The sequence below is a fragment of the Paracoccus sp. MC1854 genome (assembly GCF_014164635.1).
Taxonomy (GTDB): Bacteria; Pseudomonadota; Alphaproteobacteria; order Rhodobacterales; family Rhodobacteraceae; genus Paracoccus.
Map to the genome: position 1 here is coordinate 1 of NZ_JACJFU010000005.1, position 19946 is coordinate 19946.

Consider the following 19946-nt stretch of genomic DNA (forward strand, 5'->3'; position numbering starts at 1 on the left):
GACCACGGCAAGACGACGCTGACGGCGGCGATCACGCGGTATTTCGGCGACTTCAAGGGCTACGACCAGATCGACAACGCCCCCGAGGAGAAGGCGCGCGGGATCACCATCTCGACCACGCATGTGGAATACGAGACCGAGTCCCGCCACTACGCCCATGTGGACTGCCCCGGCCACGCCGACTACGTGAAGAACATGATCACGGGTGCGGCGCAGATGGACGGCGCGATCCTGGTGGTGAACGCGGCCGACGGCCCGATGCCGCAGACGCGCGAACACATTCTGCTCGGCCGCCAGGTCGGCATCCCCTACATGGTGGTCTACCTGAACAAGGTCGACCAGGTGGATGACGAGGAGCTGCTGGAGCTGGTCGAGATGGAGGTGCGCGAGCTGCTCTCCTCCTACGACTATCCCGGCGACGACATCCCGATCGTCAAGGGTTCGGCGCTGGCGGCGCTGGAAGGCCGCGACCCCGAGATCGGCGAGAACTCGATCAAGGCGCTGCTGGCGGCGGTGGACGCCTATATCCCGACGCCGGAACGCGCCATCGACCAGCCCTTCCTGATGCCGATCGAGGACGTGTTCTCGATCTCGGGCCGCGGCACGGTTGTGACCGGCCGGGTCGAGCGCGGGGCGGTGAACGTCGGCGACGAGCTTGAGATCGTCGGCATCCGCCCGACCAAGAAGACGATCTGCACCGGCGTCGAGATGTTCCGCAAGCTGCTGGACCGCGGCGAGGCGGGCGACAACATCGGCGCGCTGCTGCGCGGCGTGGACCGCGACGGGGTGGAACGTGGCCAAGTGCTGTGCAAGCCGGGTTCGGTGAAGCCGCACACCAAGTTCGAGGCCGAGGCCTATATCCTGACCAAGGAGGAAGGCGGCCGCCACACGCCGTTCTTCGCCAACTACCGCCCGCAGTTCTACTTCCGCACCACCGACGTGACCGGGACCGTCAAGCTGCCCGAGGGCACCGAGATGGTGATGCCGGGCGACAACCTGAAGTTCGAGGTGGAACTGATCGCGCCGATCGCGATGGAAGAGAAGCTGCGCTTCGCCATCCGCGAGGGCGGCCGCACCGTGGGCGCCGGCGTGGTGTCCAAGATCCTCGAGTGAGCGAAGAAGCCGTGGCGGTGGGGTGAAACCCACCCCGCGGACGCTGTAGGGTGGGGTTCACCTCACCTGCACCGAACACCAAGGCCCGTCCCGTAAAGGGGCGGGCCTTTTGCTTGCCTCGGTCTGCAAACGGTCCAGAATGACGTGGTGACAGCCGTGAAGGGGCCTTGCAGATGATCCGGCAGCGATGAGGATGCTCCGCCTTCTTTTGCCGGCGTTCTGGCTGATGACGGCCGCTCAGGGCTGGGCGGGGACGGCTTTGGTTTATGACGGTCCGGGCACCTGCGACGGTTGCGCCGAGGCGATGGCCGAGGCTGCCCGGCGCGCGGGACTGACCCCGCGGCTCGTCGGTCCCGAAGGGCTGGACCCGCGCGTGCTGGAAACGGCCGAGGTGGTGATCGTGGGCGGCGGCGGCGATATGGATGTCCTGCGCGAGGGGATCGGCGATCGCCGGCTCCGGGGGCTGGCGGACTGGGTGGCGCGGGGCGGACGCTACATGGGGGTCTGCGCAGGGGGCTATCTCGCGGGGCGGACGCTCGACGACGCGGGCGAGGTGCCGGGCCCTGACCTGATCCAGGGCGATGCGGTGACCTCCACCCCGTTTGCCGCGCGGGTCGAGACGGTGACATGGCGCGGGCGCAAGCTGCGGATGTACACGCAGGAGGCGCCCGGGTTCGAACTGGACGACGATTTCGCAGGCGAGGTTGTCGCGCGCTATGCCGACGGCACCCCGGCTGCGCTGGTGGTCCCCCACGGAAAAGGCCTCGTCGCGGTGTCCGGCCCCCATCCCGAGGCTACGGCGGACTGGCTGGAGGGCGACGGCCTTCCGCCCGAGCCGCTGCCCGGTCCCGATTTTGCCGCCGAGTTCCTGCGCGAGGTGCTGTGACCCAAAACTGTCTGTTCTGCCGGATCGCGCGGGGCGAGTTGCCCGCCCATGTCGTCCATGAGGATGACGAGATCATGGCCTTTCTCGACCTGCATCCGATCCGGCCGGGTCATGCGCTGGTGATCCCCAAGGCGCATCATGTCTGGTTCGAGGACGTTCCGGCGCCGCTTGCCGCCCGCATCATGGAATGCAGCCAGATGCTCGCCCGGCGGATGAAGCGGCTTTACGGCGTCGAGCGCGTCGCCATGTTCTTCACCGGCATCCATGTGCCCCATGCCCATGCCCATGTGGTGCCGATGCACGAGGTCCATGACGTGACCTCGCAGGCCTATCTGGCCGAGGGGCTGACAGGCTTCTCGGCCCCGCCCCGGCTGTCCGAGGAAGAAATGGCCAGGGTCGCCCGCGAATTGGCGCGGGACTGAAGCCGGTGAAAAGGCCTGTCCCCGAACCGGCTCTTTGCAGGTGAACAAGGCGGGTCGGAAGGCCATGATGGGCCGATCGCAACAGGGAGCCGCGGCCATGACACGCAAGACCTATCACGGAAGCTGCCACTGCAAGGCCGTCACCTTCGAGGTGGACCTGGACCTGTCGCACGGAACCGGGCGCTGCAACTGCTCCTATTGCCGCAAGGTCCGGGAATGGGCGGCAATGGTGAAGCCCGACGCCTTCCGGCTGAGCGGGGCGGAGAACCTGACCCGTTATCCCGACGACCCCTCGCGCCCGAACGCCAGCTTCTTCTGCCGCAACTGCGGGGTGCGGACGCATGGCGCGGGCGACATCCCCGAGATCGGCGGCCCCTATGTGGGCGTGCAGATCCCCGCGCTGGACGATACCACGCCCGAGGAGATCATCGCAGCACCCGTGCAGTGGATGAACGGGCTGAAGGACGACTGGTTCAGCATCCCGGCGGAAACCCGGCACCTGTGACCCCGACCCGCCGGGGAACCGGGACGCGGCCCCGTGGTTCATTCCCGTAGCGCCCGGGGGCGGGGCGCCGGTCCCTCACTCGCCACAAGAGGCCAGGATGTTCAGTTGGTTCGAGCGGCGCCTCGACCCTTACCCTTCCGATCCGCCGAGGATGCCGCCCAGGGGGCTGGTGTCCTTCGTGCTGCATTATTCGCAGGGCGCGCTGCCCTGGCTGGTGCTGCTGGCTCTCACCTCCGCCCTGATCGCGCTGGGCGAGGTCGTGCTGTTCGGTTATCTGGGCGATCTGGTGAACCGGCTGGCCGAGACGCCCGCGTCCGAGTTCTGGGCGCTGGAAGGGCGACGGGCCGCGTGGATGGCGGTTCTGCTGCTGCTGGTGCTGCCGGCCCTGAACATCCTCAGCGCGCTGGTGATGCACCAGACGCTTCTGGGCAACTTTCCCCAGCGCATCCGCTGGCAGGCGCACCGCTACCTGCTGCGCCAGTCGCTGGGCTATTTTCAGGACGAGTTCGCGGGCCGCATCGCCACCAAGCTGATGCAGACGGCGCTGGCCGTGCGCGAGGTGGCGATGAAGGTCATGGACGTGGCCGTCTATGTCGCCGTCTATTTCCTCGGCGCGCTGGCTCTGGCCGCATCCCAGGACTGGCGGCTGGCGCTGCCCTTCGCGGCCTGGGGTTTGGGCTACGCGGTCCTTCTGTGGCTGCTGATCCCGCGCCTCGGCCGCGCAGCCGAAGCGCAGGCCGGGGCGCGCGCCGGCATGACGGGCCGCATCGTCGATGCCTATACCAACATCGCCACGGTCAAGCTGTTCAGCCATTCGGCCCGCGAGGAGTCCTTTGCCCGCGAATCGATGGACGGGTTCCTGGGCACCGTCCACTGGCAGATGCGGCTGTCGGCGGTGCAGGACATCACCCTGAACCTGCTGAACGCCGCGCTTGTAGGGTCATCGGCGGCGCTGGGCCTGTGGCTGTGGACAAACGGCACGGTGCCGGTGGGCGCGGTCGCGGTGGCGGTGCCGCTGGCGATGCGTCTGAACACCATGAGCCACTGGATCATGTGGGAATTCGCGGCGCTGTTCGAAAACATCGGCACCGTGCGGGACGGCATCGGCAGCCTGTCCCTGCCGCGCATGGTGGTGGACGCGCCGGGCGCGAAGCCTCTGCAGGTCACGGCGGGCGCCGTGCGGTTCGAGAATGTGACCTTCCGCTATGACGCCGGCCCCGGCGAACGGCCGCTTGCGGTGCTGGACGGGCTGACGCTGGACATCGCGCCGGGCGAGCGGATCGGGCTCGTGGGCCGCTCGGGCGCGGGGAAATCGACGCTGATCAACCTGCTGCTGCGCTTCCACGATGTCGAATCCGGGCGCATCCTGATCGACGGGCAGGACATCTCGCAGGTCACGCAGAACTCCCTGCGCGCGGCCATCGGCGTGGTAACGCAGGATTCGAGCCTGCTGCACCGATCCGTCCGCGACAACATTGCCTATGGCCGGCCCGAGGCCACGCCCGCGCAGATCGAGGCCGCGGCAAGGCTGGCCGAGGCCGCCGAGTTCATCCCGCGCCTTGCCGACAGCAAGGGGCGGCGCGGGTTCGACGCCCATGTGGGCGAACGCGGCGTCAAGCTGTCGGGCGGCCAGCGCCAGCGCATCGCCATCGCCCGCGTTGCACTGAAGGACGCGCCGATCCTGGTGCTGGACGAGGCGACCAGCGCGCTCGACAGCGAGGTCGAGGCCGCGATCCAGGCGCAACTGGAACGGCTGATGGCGGGCAAGACCGTGATCGCCATTGCCCATCGCCTGTCCACCATCGCCGCGATGGACAGGCTGGTGGTCATGGACCGGGGCCGCATCGTGGAACAGGGGACGCACGCCGAGCTGCTGGCGGCGAGCGGGCTATACGCCCGGCTGTGGGCGCGCCAGTCGGGGGGGTTCCTTGAGGCCGTGCCCGACGCCGTGCCCGATCCGCTTCCGGCCTGAGCGCAGATTGACCTTGCGCCAGCGCCGATCCTGCCGTAATCCGCAACTCGGCCTAGGGGTATAGCTCAGTTGGTAGAGCATCGGTCTCCAAAACCGAGGGTCGTGGGTTCGAGTCCCCCTGCCCCTGCCAGTTCCCGCACATCGAAAGTCCGGCCATGTCGCTGACGATTCATGTCGGCGCGCACAAGACCGCCTCGACCCATCTGCAACAGACCCTGCGCGGGCTGATCCCGCGGATGCTGGCGGCGGGAACCCATTACAGCGACGTCCACCACTGGCGCGGCGGCCCGGCCCGGCTGACGGTGGCGCTGGGCGAGGGGGAGGACGCGGCCCGCCTGCGCAAGCGGCTGCGGCGGCGGCTGGACGTGACGGCGGCGACCTGGCCCGAGATGGTGATCTCGGAAGAAAACATCCTCGGCAGCCTCAGGCGCGAGTCGCTGATGGGCAGGGGCAACCTCATCTACCCCGAGGCGCGTCGCCGGATGGGGCGGCTTTGCGGGATGCTGCGGCACCGTCCGGCCACGATCTGCCTTGCCGTGCGAGAGCCCTGCGACTTCCTGACCTCGGCCTTCTCGATGCAGGTCATGGGCGGTCACGAGCTGGTCCTGCCCGATTACCTCGGCGGTTTCGACCCCGCGCGCCTGTCCTGGACCGACCTCGCGCGGCGCCTGTTGTCTCTGCGCGGCGTGGCCCGGCTGGTCGTCTGGGCCTACGAGGACTATGCGGCGGTTCGCCCGCAGATCCTGTCCGCCATCTTGCCGCAGGCGCTGGCCGACCGTGCAGGCGACCCCCCGCCCGCCATCGTCGGCCTTTCGCAACCGGCCTACCGTGAAGTGCTGGCCCTGACGCTTGATCGCCCGGACGCCGATCTGGCGCGGATCGCCCGCGAGGCCAAGTCACGCTTTCCGCGTGATGCCGGCGCCGAGCCGCTGAACCTGATCGACGAGGCGACAGCCGCCCGCTGCCGTGCCGCTTACGGCGCCGACATGGCCCAACTTGCCCGCCTGCCGCGCACCACGCTGCTGCGTGCTTCCGGGCAATGACATCTTTCCGGCCCGAATACCCATGCACCCGTGCCGCCTGCGCGGCGCCTCAGCCCCTCCGCGCTGCCCTGCGCCCTTGCCTTCGCCCCCTTGCGGCCTTATCTGGGCCGCTGCAACGCAAGGGACGCCCATGACCAACCCCGCCCAGTTCATCAGCCAGGTCCGCGCCGAAGCCGCCAAGATCGTCTGGCCGGGCCGGCGCGAGGTCGTCACCACGACGATCATGGTCTTCGTCATGGCGGGCCTGTTCAGCCTGTTCTTCTTCCTAGTGGATTTGGTGATCCGCTGGGGCGTGACCACGGTCCTGACGACGGTCGGCTGACGCTTGCAATTCGCAGGGTGCACGGATATGTCCGCTCGACCTGCCCGGCGACCGGCGTGCATCGATTCGGTATGCGCGCCTTTTCAGTTTTCGGGCCAGCGCGGACCCGTGCGGCCGCAGAGTTCAAGCAGGGGACGATCAGTCGATGGCAAAGCGGTGGTATTCGGTCAGCGTCCTGTCCAACTTCGAGAAGAAGGTGGCCGAGGCGATCCGTCAGGCCGTGGCCGAAAAGGGTCTGGAAGACGAGATCGACGAGGTCGTCGTCCCCACCGAGGAAGTGATCGAGATCCGCCGCGGCAAGAAGGTCACATCCGAACGCCGCTTCATGCCGGGTTATGTGCTGGTCCACATGGACCTGTCGGACAAGACCTACCATCTGGTCAACTCGATCAACCGCGTCACCGGCTTTCTCGGCGCGCAGGGCAAGCCGATGCCGATGCGCGACGACGAGGTGAACGCGATGCTCAGCCGTTCGGGCCAGGGCGGGGCCGAGGTGGCGCCGCGCAACCTGATCCGTTTCGAGGTCGGCGAGAAGGTGAACGTGACCGACGGACCCTTCGAGGGCTTCTCGGGCATGGTGGAAGAGGTCGACGACGCGTCCAGCCGCATCAAGGTGACCGTCTCGATCTTCGGCCGGCCGACGCCGGTCGAACTGGAATTCACGCAGGTTTCCAAGGCCTCGTGAAGCAAGCGCGGGAGGCCCCCGATCCTTGAGGGTCGCGCCGCACCGCTAGGTCTGCCCTTCGGGGCGTGATGACAAGGAGAAGGCCCCATGGCCAAGAAAGTCGTCGGCAGCCTCAAGCTGCAAGTCAAGGCGGGGCAGGCGAACCCGTCCCCGCCCATCGGTCCGGCGCTGGGTCAGCGCGGGATCAACATCATGGAATTCTGCAAGGCGTTCAACGCCCGCACGCAGGAACTGGAACCGGGCGCCCCGACTCCGACCGTGATCACCTATTACGCGGACAAGTCCTTCACCTTCGAGACGAAGACTCCGCCCGCCGCCTTCCTGCTCAAGAAGGCCGCCGGCCTGAAGCCGGTGGGCAAGCGCAACCGGGCCAAGGGTTCGGACAAGCCCGGCCGGGCGACTGCCGGCACCGTGACCGCCAAGCAGGTCCGCGAGATCGCCGAACTGAAGATGAAGGACCTGTCGGCCCACGACATCGACGCGGCGATGCAGATCGTCCTCGGTTCGGCCCGGTCCATCGGCATCGAAGTGAAGGGCTGACCGACATGGCAAAACTGGCAAAGAAGAAAGCCGCCGCTCGCGCTGCGTTCGAAGGCAAGGCGAATCTCGCTCTCGAGGAAGCCGTTGCACTGGTGAAGGCCAACGCCACGGCGAAGTTCGACGAGACGGTCGAAATCGCGATGAACCTCGGCGTCGATCCGCGCCACGCCGACCAGATGGTCCGCGGTGTCGTGCAGCTGCCGAACGGCACCGGCAAGGACGTCCGCGTGGCGGTCTTCGCCCGCGGTCCCAAGGCCGAGGAAGCGAAAGCCGCCGGGGCCGATATCGTCGGCGCCGAGGACCTGATGGAAGCGATCCAGGGCGGAAAGATCGACTTTGACCGCTGCATCGCCACGCCGGACATGATGCCGCTGGTCGGTCGTCTGGGCAAGATCCTGGGGCCGCGCAACCTGATGCCGAACCCCAAGGTCGGCACGGTGACGATGGACGTGGCCGGCGCCGTCGGCAACGCGAAGGGCGGCGAGGTCCAGTTCAAGGCCGAAAAGGCGGGCGTGGTCCATGCCGGCGTCGGCAAGGCCTCGTTCGACGGCGAGAAGCTCGCCCAGAACATCCGCGCCTTCGTCGAGGCGGTGAACCGGGCGAAACCCTCGGGGGCGAAGGGGACCTATCTCAAGAAGGTCTCGATCAGCTCGACCATGGGACCGGGCGTGTCGCTGGACCTGACCTCGGCCACGCAGGGCTGAGCAGGCACCCGTTATGGCAGAAGGCCCCGGCAGCGATGCCGGGGCCTTTCTCGTTCCTACTGCTGCGCAGCGATGGCCCTCTCTGAGGGTGCCGGTTCAAGTATGGCTCTCTCACGCCGCCGGACCTCTCTCTGGCTGGGGGCACGGCGCATGATAGTAAGGAAATGAGACGCATTCTTGCCGCCGAATTGTTGCGCAATCGCCTGCTTGAAGCGGCGAGGGCGGTCGCCGAAATACAGGGCGTGATCGGCGCGCGCACGAGCAAGCTTTCCACGCTGCGCCGATATGGTATCGGAATGGAGATGCGCCGTGTGAATGAAGGCGAACAATCCCGGCAAACTCAGCGAGGGAACATATCTGTAATGTTTCCCATGCATCAGGTGGTATGGATTCCGAATCATTCCCGGCGGATTCACGATTGCGAATCCGATGGCGATATAGGGTTCGAACTTGGCCAGAAGTTGCGGACCTTCAGGCGAATCCATGAGGAAAAGCCCTAATGGACGGCTGATGATCGAGTGATCGGGAACTTCGTGCATGTGCTTGCGAATCGCTGCGATGAAGTCGACCGACAAGGCGTCGTCGTCATCCAGCCTGAAATGCACCGTACGTTGTTCGTGGACGATCCTCTGCTTCTTGATCCAAGGATCGATCGCTTCGCTGATATGTGCAGCCTTGCTGTAGACGATCTCGACCTGTGGAACCTTTCGAACCGAGCGGGCAAGCCGTTTCTTGTACTTGCGCGGAAGTTCCGGGGACGTGAATATCGCGAAACGGAAATTCCTGTCGGTCTGCCAGCGCAGGGACGGAAGGCAGATTTTCTCGAAAAAGTAGAAACGTTCTTTCAGCCGCTCCGGCGCGTAGAGGATCTGCTTGCGCTGCTCGAGGTCATCGGTGCTGCGCGCCAGCTTTGCATCGCTTCGTCCAAGATAGGAAAAGCGCATGTATCCGAAAATGTCGGGCTCCATCCTGCACCTTGAAAACGGGTTTTCTGGTTGCTGCCTTTAACCCGTTCCGGGGCGGGATGCCATGGCTGCGAACCGCTTGAAAGCTGCCGGAATGGAGAGTATGGACATCCCTTCAGGTGCCGCCGCGATTCGCGGCTGCCCTGTTCCTGTCCGAGACGGAGGGCCGGCGCGTGAACGCCGCTAAGTCCTTCCCGAGATGGAAGTCGAGATTTTTCCGCAAAGGTTCCACCTTTGGGGCGCTCTCGGGCCCATCGTCCAAGGACCCGCCCCTGCCGCCCCGGTGGCGGGGACAAGTGAGCCGGGGGGAAACCCCCAACGTGGAGTGAACCGTGGATAGAGCCCAAAAGGAAAACGTGGTCGAGGAACTCGGCCAGATCTTTGAAAGCTCTGGCGTCGTGGTGGTTGCCCGCTACGAGGGGATGACGGTTGCCGAGATGCAGACCCTGCGTGCGCAGATGCGCGACGCCGGGGGTGCTGTCCGCGTTGCCAAGAACAGGCTCGCCAAGATCGCCCTGGAAGGGAAGCCGGCGGCTTCGATCGCCGATTACCTGACGGGCATGACCGTGCTCGCCTTCTCCGACGACCCCGTGGCTGCGGCCAAGGTTGCGGATGCCTATGCCAAGACGAACGACAAGTTCGTCATCCTTGGCGGGGCGATGGGCGACACGGCCCTTGATCCGGCCGGTGTGAAGACCGTGGCCCAGATGCCGTCGCGCGAGGAGCTTATCGCTTCGATCGTGGCTGCCATCGGTGCCCCCGCGTCCAACATCGCCGGTGCGATCGGCGCGCCTGCCAGCAACATCGCGGGCATCCTGTCCACGCTCGAAGAGCGTGAGGCTGCCTGAGGCAATCCCGTCCCGTCCGGCGGCATGAAGGCCCCGACGTTGGAACAACCTGACTGGAAAGAACGGAAAAATGGCTGATCTGAAGCAACTCGCCGAGCAAATCGTCAACCTTACCCTGCTGGAAGCGCAGGAACTGAAGACGATCCTGAAGGATGAATACGGCATCGAGCCCGCCGCCGGTGGCGCGGTCATGATGGCCGGCCCGGCTGGCGCCGCTGCCCCCGCCGAAGAGGAGAAGACCGAATTCGACGTCGTCCTGACCGACGCCGGCGCCAACAAGATCAACGTGATCAAGGAAGTGCGTGCGATCACCGGCCTGGGCCTGAAAGAGGCCAAGGACCTGGTGGAAGCCGGCGGCAAGGTCAAGGAAGGTGCCAACAAGACCGACGCCGAAGAGCTGAAGAAGAAGCTCGAAGCGGCCGGCGCCAAGGTCGAGTTGAAGTAATCCGCCCCACGCGGATGCTGAAGGATTGGGCAGGGTCCGGGATTTCCCGGTCCCTGCCGAACCCGTCTTGAAGGACGCTTGCGGCGGCCCTACATAGGGCCACTCCGAGTTTCCTTCAGGGCGAGTTCGCGGTTCGGGAGCCGTGCGGTGGGACGCATGGCACGAATTGGGCCGCACCCCCTGATGTTCGCAAGCCGCCGGTTCGGGCCCCGACGAACCGGCGTGCGATGACGAAAGGCGATTACCTTCCATGGCGCAATCCTACGTCGGCCAGAAGCGCATCCGGCGCTCTTACGGCAATATCCGCGAAGTGCTGGAGATGCCGAACCTCATCGAGGTTCAGAAATCCTCCTATGACCTGTTCCTCGCATCCGGCGAAGGGGAGGTCCACAAGGATGGCGAAGGCATCCAGGGCGTCTTCCAGTCGGTCTTCCCGATCAAGGACTTCAACGAGACCGCCACGCTCGAATTCGTGAAGTACGAGCTGGAAAAGCCGAAATACGACGTGGACGAATGCCAGCAGCGCGACATGACCTATGCCGCGCCGTTGAAGGTCACGCTGCGCCTGATCGTGTTCGATGTGGACGAGAACTCGGGCACCCGCGTGGTGAAGGACATCAAGGAGCAGGACGTCTACATGGGCGACATGCCCCTGATGACCCAGAACGGCACGTTCATCGTGAACGGGACCGAGCGGGTGGTCGTCAGCCAGATGCACCGCAGCCCCGGCGTCTTCTTCGACCATGACCGCGGCAAGACCCACTCCAGCGGCAAGCTGCTCTTCGCCTGCCGGATCATTCCCTATCGCGGTTCGTGGCTCGACTTCGAGTTCGACGCCAAGGACCTGGTCTTCGCGCGCATCGACCGCAAGCGGAAGCTGCCGGTGACGACGCTTCTGTATGCGCTGGGGATGGACCAGGACGCGATCATGTCCGCGTTCTACGAGACCGTCGATTACAGGCTGCAAAAGGGCGCGCGCACCGAGGCCGGAGCCTGGGTCACGCGCTTCTTCCCCGAGCGGATGCGCGGCACCCGGCCGAGCTTTGACCTGGTCAACGCCGATACCGGCGAGGTCATCACCAAGGCCGGCGACAAGGTCACGCCGCGCCAGGTCAAGCAACTGATCGAATCGGGCGAAGTCACGAACCTGCTGGTCCCGTTCGAGCGGATCGTCGGCCGCTTCATCGCGCGCGACATCATCAACGAGGACACCGGCCTGATCTATGCCGAGGCGGGGGACGAGATCACCGCCGAATACAGCAAGGACGGCACCGAACTGACCGGCGGGCTGCTCAAGGTGCTGCTGGACAATGGCATCACCGATGTTCCGGTGCTGGACATCGACCATGTCAACGTCGGCCCCTACATCCGCAACACGATGGCCGCCGACAAGAACATGAACCGTGACGGCGCGCTGATGGACATCTATCGCGTGATGCGTCCGGGCGAGCCGCCGACGGTCGAGGCGGCAAGCGCGCTGTTCAACAACCTGTTCTTCGACGGCGAACGTTACGACCTGTCCGCCGTGGGCCGGGTCAAGATGAACATGCGCCTGGACCTTGATGCGCCCGACACCCAGCGCACGCTGCGGCACGAGGACATCATCGCCTGCATCCGCGGGCTGGTGGAACTGCGCGACGGCAAGGGCGAGATCGACGACATCGACCACCTCGGCAACCGCCGGGTGCGTTCTGTCGGCGAACTGATGGAGAACCAGTACCGCATTGGCCTGCTGCGCATGGAACGTGCGATCCGCGAGCGGATGTCGGGCGTCGAGATCGACACCGTGATGCCGCAGGACCTCATCAACGCCAAGCCTGCCGCGGCCGCGGTGCGCGAGTTCTTCGGCTCGTCGCAGCTGTCGCAGTTCATGGACCAGACGAACCCCTTGTCCGAGGTGACGCACAAGCGCCGCCTGTCGGCGTTGGGGCCGGGCGGCCTGACGCGGGAACGCGCGGGCTTCGAGGTGCGCGACGTTCACCCCACCCATTATGGACGGATGTGCCCGATCGAGACGCCGGAAGGCCAGAACATCGGCCTCATCAACAGCCTCGCGACCTATGCCCGCGTGAACAAGTACGGCTTCATCGAGACGCCGTATCGCAAGGTGGTGGACGGGCAGGTGACGGATGACGTGATCTACATGTCGGCTACCGAGGAAATGCGCCACACCGTCGCCCAGGCCAATGCCACGCTGGATGAAGAGGGCAGGTTCGTCGATGAGCTGGTCTCGACCCGCCAGGCGGGCGACTTCATGCTGAACCCGGTCGAGGCCGTCGATCTGATCGACGTGTCGCCGAAGCAGCTGGTGTCGGTCGCGGCGGCGCTGATCCCGTTCCTTGAGAACGACGACGCCAACCGCGCGCTGATGGGCTCGAACATGCAGCGTCAGGCCGTGCCCTTGCTGCGGGCCGAGGCGCCGTTTGTCGGCACCGGCATGGAGGCGACCGTTGCGCGCGACTCGGGTGCTGCCATCATGGCGCGCCGGGGCGGCGTGATCGACCAGGTGGACGCGAGCCGCATCGTTGTCCGGGCGACCGAGGGTCTCGGCGCGGGCGACGCGGGCGTGGACATCTATCGCCTGCGCAAGTTCAAGCGGTCCAACCAGTCCTCGACCATCAACCAGCGTCCGCTGGTCAAGGTGGGCGAACGGGTGAAGACGGATCAGGTCATTGCCGACGGCCCCTCGACCGACCAGGGGGAACTCGCCATCGGCCGGAACGTGGTCGTCGCCTTCATGCCGTGGAACGGCTACAACTATGAGGACTCGATCCTAATTTCGGAACGGATCCACCGCGACGACGTGTTCACCTCGATCCACATCGACGAATACGAGGTTGCGGCGCGCGACACCAAGCTGGGGCCGGAAGAGATCACCCGCGACATCCCCAACGTCGGCGAGGAAGCCCTGCGCAACCTCGACGAGGCGGGCATCGTCTATATCGGCGCGGAAGTGGGTCCGGGCGACATCCTCGTGGGCAAGATCACGCCCAAGGGCGAAAGCCCGATGACGCCCGAGGAGAAGCTGCTGCGCGCCATCTTCGGCGAAAAGGCGTCGGACGTGCGGGACACCTCGCTGCGCCTGCCGCCGGGAGCCTATGGCACCATCGTCGAGGTCCGGGTCTTCAACCGCCACGGCGTGGACAAGGACGAACGCGCGCTGCAGATCGAGCGCGAGGAAGTCGAACGCCTCGCCCGCGACCGCGACGACGAGATGGCGATCCTCGAGCGCAACATCTACGCGCGCCTCAAGTCGCTGATCCTCGGTCAGACCGCGGTCAAGGGGCCGAAGGGCATCCGCGCCAATTCGGAGATCAACGAGGACCTGCTGGGCCAGCTGTCGCGCGGCCAGTGGTTCCAGTTGGCGGTCGCCGACGAGGAGACGGCGCGCGAGGTCGAGGCGCTGCAAGACCAGTTCAACCTGCAGAAGAAGGCGCTGGAAGCCCGCTTCGAGGACAAGGTCGAGAAGGTCCGCCAGGGCGACGACCTGCCGCCGGGCGTGATGAAGATGGTCAAGGTCTTCGTCGCCGTGAAGCGCAAGCTGCAGGCGGGCGACAAGATGGCCGGTCGTCACGGCAACAAGGGCGTCGTGTCCAAGGTGGTCCCGATGGAGGACATGCCGTTCCTTGCGGACGGCACCCCCGTCGATCTGGTCTTCAACCCGCTCGGCGTGCCGAGCCGGATGAACGTGGGCCAGATCCTTGAAACCCACATGGGCTGGGCCGCGCGTGGTCTTGGCATCAAGATCGACGAGGCGCTGCAGGAATACCGGCGCAAGGGCGACATGGCGCCTGTCCGCGAAGCGATGCGGATCGGCTATGGCGACGACACCTATGAAGCCGAGTTCGGCGACATGGAGGACGACGCCCTGGTCGAAAGCGCCGAGCAGGTGACGAACGGCGTGCCGGTCGCCACCCCCGTCTTCGACGGTGCCAAGGAGGCCGACATCGACGACGCGCTGCGCCGCGCGGGCTTCGACACCTCGGGCCAGTCGGTGGTCTTCGACGGCCGCACGGGCGAGCAGTTCACCCGTCCTGTCACGGTCGGCGTCAAGTATGTCCTGAAGCTGCATCACCTTGTCGATGACAAGATGCACGCCCGTTCGACCGGCCCCTACAGCCTGGTCACCCAGCAGCCGCTGGGCGGCAAGGCCCAGTTCGGCGGCCAGCGCCTGGGCGAGATGGAGGTCTGGGCCCTCGAAGCCTACGGCGCCGCCTACACCCTGCAGGAGATGCTGACGGTGAAGTCGGACGACGTGGCGGGCCGGACCAAGGTCTACGAGTCGATCGTCAAGGGCGAGGACAACTTCGAGGCCGGCGTGCCGGAATCCTTCAACGTGCTGGTCAAGGAGGTCCGGGGTCTGGGCCTCAACATGGAACTCCTGGATGCGGAGGACGGGGAATAACGCTGCGCGCAAACACGCACCCTGCCTGTCGTAGGGTGCGTGGTCCCCACGCACCTTCCCCCATCCGCGCCACTCACAAGGTATTCAGATGAACCAGGAACTCTCCACCAATCCCTTCAACCCGATCGCCCCGGCGCGGCAGTTCGACGAGATCCGCATCTCGCTGGCCTCGCCCGAGGAGATCCTCGCCTGGTCCTTCGGCGAGGTGAAGAAGCCCGAAACTATCAACTACCGCACGTTCAAGCCGGAACGTGACGGTCTGTTCTGCGCGCGCATCTTCGGGCCGATCAAGGACTACGAATGCCTCTGCGGCAAGTACAAGCGCATGAAGTATCGCGGCCTCGTCTGCGAGAAATGCGGCGTGGAAGTCACGCTGCAGAAGGTGCGCCGCGAACGCATGGGCCATATCGAGCTGGCCGCTCCGGTCGCGCATATCTGGTTCCTCAAGTCGCTCCCGTCCCGGATCGGCCTGATGCTGGACATGACGCTGCGCGACCTGGAACGCATCCTCTACTTTGAAAACTACGTCGTCATCGAGCCGGGTCTGACGGACCTCACCTACGGTCAGCTTCTGACCGAGGAAGAGTTCATGGACGCGCAGGACCAGTATGGCGTGGACGCCTTCACCGCCAACATCGGCGCGGAAGCGATCCGCGAGATGCTGTCGGCGATCGACCTGCAGGCCACGGCCGACCAGTTGCGCGAGGAGCTGAAGGAAGCCACGGGCGAGCTGAAGCCGAAAAAGATCATCAAGCGGCTGAAGATCGTCGAATCCTTCCTGGAATCTGGCAACCGTCCCGAGTGGATGGTCATGACCGTGATCCCGGTCATCCCGCCGGAACTGCGCCCGCTGGTCCCGCTGGACGGCGGCCGCTTTGCCACCTCGGACCTGAACGACCTGTATCGCCGGGTCATCAACCGCAACAACCGCCTCAAGCGGCTGATCGAGCTGCGCGCGCCCGACATCATCGTCCGCAACGAAAAGCGGATGCTGCAGGAATCGGTCGATGCGCTGTTCGACAACGGCCGCCGCGGCCGCGTCATCACGGGCAACAACAAGCGCCCGCTGAAGTCGCTGTCGGACATGCTGAAGGGCAAGCAGGGGCGGTTCCGCCAGAACCTGCTTGGCAAGCGCGTGGACTTTTCCGGCCGCTCGGTCATCGTGACGGGCCCGGAACTCAAGCTGCACCAGTGCGGACTGCCGAAGAAGATGGCGCTCGAACTGTTCAAGCCCTTCATCTATTCCAAGCTGCAGGCGCAGGGCTATTCCACGACCGTCAAGCAGTCGAAGAAGCTGGTGGAAAAGGAACGCCCCGAGGTCTGGGACATCCTGGACGAGGTGATCCGCGAGCATCCGGTCCTGCTGAACCGCGCGCCGACGCTGCACCGCCTGGGCATCCAGGCCTTTGAGCCGATCCTGATCGAAGGCAAGGCGATCCAGCTGCACCCGCTGGTCTGCTCGGCCTTCAACGCCGACTTCGACGGCGACCAGATGGCCGTGCACGTGCCCCTTTCGCTGGAAGCCCAGTTGGAAGCCCGCGTCCTGATGATGTCCACGAACAACGTGCTGTCGCCCGCCAACGGCGCGCCGATCATCGTGCCGTCGCAGGACATGGTCCTTGGCCTCTACTACACCACCATGCAGCGTGACGGCATGGTGGGCGAGGGCATGGCCTTCGGTTCGGTTGACGAGGTCGAGCATGCCCTGGCCGCCGGCGCCGTGCATCTGCATTCGAAGATCACCTGCCGTCTGCCGCAGATCGACGAGGACGGCAACGAGGTCATCAAGCGCTATGAGACGACGCCCGGCCGGGTCCGTCTGGGCGCGCTGCTGCCGAAAAATGCCAAGGCCCCGTTCGAGCTGGTCAACCGCCTGCTGCGCAAGAAGGACGTCCAGAACGTCATCGACACCGTCTACCGCTACTGCGGCCAGAAGGAATCCGTGATCTTCTGCGACCAGATCATGGGCATGGGCTTCCGCGAGGCCTTCCGTGCCGGCATCAGCTTCGGCAAGGACGACATGGTGGTCCCGGATTCCAAATGGGACATCGTCGGCGAAGTGCAGGATCAGGTGAAGGAGTTCGAGCAGCAGTATCTCGACGGCCTCATCACCCAGGGCGAGAAGTACAACAAGGTCGTGGACGCCTGGTCGAAGTGCAACGACCGCGTGACCGAGGCCATGATGACCACGATCTCGGCCAAGCACCAGGACGAGAACGGCGCCGAGATGGAGCCGAACTCGGTCTACATGATGGCGCATTCGGGCGCGCGGGGTTCTGTCAGCCAGATGAAGCAGCTTGGCGGGATGCGGGGCCTGATGGCCAAGCCGAACGGCGAGATCATCGAGACGCCGATCATCTCGAACTTCAAGGAAGGCCTGACCGTTCTTGAATACTTCAACTCGACCCACGGCGCCCGGAAGGGCCTGTCGGACACGGCGTTGAAGACGGCGAACTCGGGCTACCTGACCCGCCGCCTGGTGGACGTGGCGCAGGACTGCATCATCCGCGAGCATGACTGCGGCACCGACCGGGCGATCACGGCTTCGGCCGCGATCAACGATGGCGAGGTGATCTCGCCCTTGGCCGAGCGCATCCTGGGCCGTGTCGCGGCCGAGGACGTGCTGGTGCCCGGCGAGGACGAGGTGCTGCTGCGCCGCAACGAGCTGATCGACGAGCGCAAGGCCGACGCCATCGAGGCGGCGGGCGTGCTGAACGTCCGCATCCGCTCGGCGCTGACCTGCGAGGCCGAGGACGGCGTCTGCGCCCTCTGCTACGGGCGCGACCTTGCGCGCGGCACGCTGGTCAATATCGGCGAGGCGGTGGGCATCATCGCGGCCCAGTCGATCGGCGAGCCCGGCACGCAGCTGACGATGCGGACCTTCCACATCGGCGGCATCGCGCAAGGCGGTCAGCAGTCCTTCATCGCGGCGAACCAGGAAGGCACCGTCCAGTTCGAGAACGCGGCCGTGCTGGAAAACGCGAATGGCGATCTGATCGTCATGAGCCGTTCGATGCAGTTGCACGTGATGAACGAGCAGGGCACCGCGCTGGCCAGCCACAAGCTGTTCTACGGTTCCAAGCTGATGGTGCGGGACGGCGACGCGGTGACGCGGGGCCAGAAGCTGTTCGAATGGGACCCCTACACCCTGCCGATCATCGCCGAGCAGGCGGGTTCCGCGCGCTTCGTCGATCTTCTCTCGGGCCTCTCGGTCCGCGAGGACACCGACGATGCCACCGGGATGACCCAGAAGATCGTGACGGACTGGCGGTCGGCGCCCAAGGGCAGCGACCTCAAGCCCGAGATCATCATCATGGGCGAGGACGGCGAGCCGGTCCGCAACGAGCAGGGCAACCCGATCAGCTATCCGATGTCGGTCGATGCGATCCTGTCGATCGAGGACGGGCAGGAGGTCAAGGCGGGCGACGTCATCGCGCGGATCCCGCGCGAGGGCGCGCGCACCAAGGACATCACCGGGGGCCTTCCCCGCGTGGCCGAACTGTTCGAGGCCCGTCGTCCCAAGGACCACGCGATCATCACCGAGATGGACGGCACGGTGAAATTCGGCAAGGACTACAAGAACAAGCGCCGGATCATCGTGCAGCCCAACAAGGAGGGACTCGAGCCCGTCGAGTACATGGTGCCGAAAGGCAAGCACATCCCGGTGCAGGAAGGCGACTTCGTGCAGAAGGGCGACTACATCATGGACGGGAACCCCGCGCCGCATGACATCCTGCGGATCATGGGGATCGAGGCGCTTGCGGACTACCTGATCGACGAGGTGCAGGACGTCTACCGCCTGCAGGGCGTGAAGATCAACGACAAGCACATCGAGGTGATCGTCCGCCAGATGCTGCAGAAGATCGAGATCCTCGATTCGGGCGACACCACGCTGCTGAAGGGCGAGCACGTGGACCGCGACGAGTTCGACGAGGAGAACGCCAAGATCGAGGCCCGCGGCGGCCGTCCGGCCTCGGGCGAACCCGTGCTGCTGGGCATCACCAAGGCAAGCCTGCAGACGCGCAGCTTCATCTCGGCCGCGTCCTTCCAGGAAACGACCCGGGTGCTGACCGAGGCTGCCGTTCAGGGCAAGCGCGACAAGCTCGTGGGCCTGAAGGAGAACGTCATCGTCGGCCGCCTGATCCCGGCCGGCACCGGTGGAGCTACGAGCCGCGTCAAGCGCATCGCCGAGGGCCGCGACGCCGAGGTGATCGAGATGCGCCGCGCCGAGGCGGAAGCCGCGGCCGCGCTGGCCGCGCCCCAGTCCTCGCCCGAAGTGCGTGAGGCGGATATCGACACGATCATCACCTCGCCCGAGGAATGATCTGACAGCCCCGACGAACCGAAAGGCCCGGCCAAGCGCTGGGCCTTTTCTTTTGCGGGCAGGACCCCAGCCGCCCGCTTGCGCGTCACCGGCGGCAGGCGTAGCCATGGGGCAGACAAACAGAATGCCTTTCGAGGGTCGGATGCAGGCTGCGGTCGATCAGAAGTGACGGATCAATCTGATGCGGCTGTCACTTCTGGCCATGATGCCGGCGATCCTTGTGATCAATCCGGCGCTTGGGCTAAGGGGGCCTCGGACACGAAGTCATTGAAGCCCTCGGTCTTCTGCTTCTGCTGACGGGAGTTCTGGGCCATTTCTGGTCATCCTGTATGTCGGCGGAGCCAAGAACCGGATGGTGGTGCAGGACGGCCCCTATTCGATGACCCGCAATCCGCTTTATTTCTTTTCAACCATCGCCGCGACAGGCATCGGTCTGATGTTCGGGGCGGTCAGCCTGGGGCTGCTGATCGGGGCGACCGTCGGCGTGATCCTGTGGATCACTGCGCGGAAGGAAGCCGCCTTCCTGTCGCACGGCTTCGGCGCGGATTATGACGCCCATGCGGCGCGCACGCCATTCTTCCTGCCCGGTCCCCGGCTGTTTTGCACCGGCAGGACCGTGCAGGTCGATACCGCCACGCTGCGGCGCAACATGTTCGATGCCCTTGTCTTCCTGTGCTTCATCCCGATCGTCGAACTGGTGGACCAGATCAAGGTCGGCCTCGGCTGGGTCCTGCTGTCGCTATGGTGAGGATGCGCCTTCCCTCTGC

Annotated in this window: 16 protein-coding genes and 1 tRNA gene; 16 read left to right on the top strand and 1 reads right to left on the bottom strand. The window is 65.5% G+C overall.

Going from position 1 to position 19946, the window contains the following annotated elements; all coding sequences use genetic code 11:
- From tuf to rplA, 11 genes are all read left to right on the top strand, one after another.
- A partial coding sequence (gene tuf / locus H5395_RS05615) for an elongation factor Tu (RefSeq protein ID WP_182791555.1) occupies positions 1-1113 on the top strand: 1113 nt, incomplete at its 5' end.
- 193 nt (positions 1114-1306) lie between these two features.
- Positions 1307-1999, top strand: a complete 693-nt coding sequence (locus tag H5395_RS18800) for a BPL-N domain-containing protein (RefSeq protein ID WP_182791556.1) — start codon at positions 1307-1309, stop codon at positions 1997-1999.
- A complete protein-coding gene (locus H5395_RS18805) occupies positions 1996-2421 on the top strand; it encodes an HIT family protein (RefSeq protein WP_182791557.1) in 426 nt (141 codons plus the stop codon). The genes H5395_RS18800 and H5395_RS18805 overlap by 4 nt, the downstream gene beginning before the upstream one ends.
- Before the next feature lie 97 nt (positions 2422-2518).
- On the top strand, positions 2519-2926 hold the full coding sequence (locus H5395_RS05630; protein WP_182791558.1) for a GFA family protein: 408 nt from the start codon (positions 2519-2521) through the stop codon (positions 2924-2926).
- A gap of 97 nt (positions 2927-3023) precedes the next feature.
- Positions 3024-4898, top strand: a complete 1875-nt coding sequence (locus H5395_RS05635; RefSeq protein ID WP_182791559.1) for an ABC transporter ATP-binding protein — start codon at positions 3024-3026, stop codon at positions 4896-4898.
- Positions 4899-4952: 54 nt separating this feature from the next.
- Positions 4953-5028 (top strand) — tRNA-Trp (locus H5395_RS05640).
- 25 nt (positions 5029-5053) lie between these two features.
- Positions 5054-5941, top strand: a complete 888-nt coding sequence (locus tag H5395_RS05645; RefSeq protein ID WP_182791560.1) for a hypothetical protein — start codon at positions 5054-5056, stop codon at positions 5939-5941.
- A gap of 130 nt (positions 5942-6071) precedes the next feature.
- Positions 6072-6263, top strand: coding sequence for a preprotein translocase subunit SecE (gene secE / locus H5395_RS05650; protein ID WP_182791561.1), 192 nt, complete (start codon positions 6072-6074; stop codon positions 6261-6263).
- 145 nt (positions 6264-6408) lie between these two features.
- Entirely contained in the window at positions 6409-6948 is a 540-nt protein-coding gene (gene nusG / locus H5395_RS05655) for a transcription termination/antitermination protein NusG (protein WP_182791562.1), read from the top strand.
- An 87-nt stretch (positions 6949-7035) separates the two neighbouring features.
- Positions 7036-7488 (top strand): 50S ribosomal protein L11, encoded by a 453-nt coding sequence (gene rplK / locus H5395_RS05660; RefSeq protein ID WP_182791563.1) that lies wholly within the window; start codon positions 7036-7038, stop codon positions 7486-7488.
- 5 nt (positions 7489-7493) lie between these two features.
- Positions 7494-8192, top strand: a complete 699-nt coding sequence (gene rplA, locus H5395_RS05665) for a 50S ribosomal protein L1 (RefSeq protein ID WP_182791564.1) — start codon at positions 7494-7496, stop codon at positions 8190-8192.
- 56 nt (positions 8193-8248) lie between these two features.
- On the opposite strand, the gene H5395_RS05670 is transcribed toward rplA, so the two are convergent.
- Complete coding sequence (locus tag H5395_RS05670) at positions 8249-9160, bottom strand: glycosyltransferase (protein WP_182791565.1); 912 nt, start codon at positions 9158-9160, stop codon at positions 8249-8251.
- Between the two features lie 329 nt (positions 9161-9489).
- On the opposite strand from H5395_RS05670, the gene rplJ reads away from it, so the two are divergent.
- From rplJ to H5395_RS05695, 5 genes are all read left to right on the top strand, one after another.
- Positions 9490-10005 (top strand): 50S ribosomal protein L10, encoded by a 516-nt coding sequence (rplJ, locus tag H5395_RS05675; RefSeq protein WP_182791566.1) that lies wholly within the window; start codon positions 9490-9492, stop codon positions 10003-10005.
- Positions 10006-10075: 70 nt separating this feature from the next.
- Positions 10076-10450, top strand: coding sequence for a 50S ribosomal protein L7/L12 (gene rplL / locus H5395_RS05680; protein WP_182791567.1), 375 nt, complete (start codon positions 10076-10078; stop codon positions 10448-10450).
- Between the two features lie 250 nt (positions 10451-10700).
- A complete protein-coding gene (gene rpoB / locus H5395_RS05685) occupies positions 10701-14855 on the top strand; it encodes a DNA-directed RNA polymerase subunit beta (protein WP_182791568.1) in 4155 nt (1384 codons plus the stop codon).
- An 88-nt stretch (positions 14856-14943) separates the two neighbouring features.
- Positions 14944-19179 (top strand): DNA-directed RNA polymerase subunit beta', encoded by a 4236-nt coding sequence (gene rpoC, locus H5395_RS05690; protein WP_182791569.1) that lies wholly within the window; start codon positions 14944-14946, stop codon positions 19177-19179.
- A gap of 352 nt (positions 19180-19531) precedes the next feature.
- On the top strand, positions 19532-19927 hold the full coding sequence (locus H5395_RS05695) for an isoprenylcysteine carboxylmethyltransferase family protein (protein ID WP_234450758.1): 396 nt from the start codon (positions 19532-19534) through the stop codon (positions 19925-19927).
- Positions 19928-19946 lie beyond the last annotated feature (19 nt).

Excerpts from the sequence above, each read along its gene's own strand:
- H5395_RS05635 (WP_182791559.1), top strand. The coding sequence starts at position 3,024 with ATGTTCAGTTGGTTCGAGCGGCGCCTCGACCCTTACCCTTCCGATCCG.
- H5395_RS05695 (WP_234450758.1), top strand. The coding sequence starts at position 19,532 with ATGGTGGTGCAGGACGGCCCCTATTCGATGACCCGCAATCCGCTTTAT.
- rpoB (WP_182791568.1), top strand. The coding sequence starts at position 10,701 with ATGGCGCAATCCTACGTCGGCCAGAAGCGCATCCGGCGCTCTTACGGC.
- rplL (WP_182791567.1), top strand. The coding sequence starts at position 10,076 with ATGGCTGATCTGAAGCAACTCGCCGAGCAAATCGTCAACCTTACCCTG.
- H5395_RS18800 (WP_182791556.1), top strand. The coding sequence starts at position 1,307 with ATGCTCCGCCTTCTTTTGCCGGCGTTCTGGCTGATGACGGCCGCTCAG.
- H5395_RS05645 (WP_182791560.1), top strand. The coding sequence starts at position 5,054 with ATGTCGCTGACGATTCATGTCGGCGCGCACAAGACCGCCTCGACCCAT.
- secE (WP_182791561.1), top strand. The coding sequence starts at position 6,072 with ATGACCAACCCCGCCCAGTTCATCAGCCAGGTCCGCGCCGAAGCCGCC.
- rpoC (WP_182791569.1), top strand. The coding sequence starts at position 14,944 with ATGAACCAGGAACTCTCCACCAATCCCTTCAACCCGATCGCCCCGGCG.
- rplK (WP_182791563.1), top strand. The coding sequence starts at position 7,036 with ATGGCCAAGAAAGTCGTCGGCAGCCTCAAGCTGCAAGTCAAGGCGGGG.
- H5395_RS05630 (WP_182791558.1), top strand. The coding sequence starts at position 2,519 with ATGACACGCAAGACCTATCACGGAAGCTGCCACTGCAAGGCCGTCACC.
- H5395_RS05670 (WP_182791565.1), bottom strand. The coding sequence starts at position 9,160 with ATGGAGCCCGACATTTTCGGATACATGCGCTTTTCCTATCTTGGACGA.
- nusG (WP_182791562.1), top strand. The coding sequence starts at position 6,409 with ATGGCAAAGCGGTGGTATTCGGTCAGCGTCCTGTCCAACTTCGAGAAG.
- rplA (WP_182791564.1), top strand. The coding sequence starts at position 7,494 with ATGGCAAAACTGGCAAAGAAGAAAGCCGCCGCTCGCGCTGCGTTCGAA.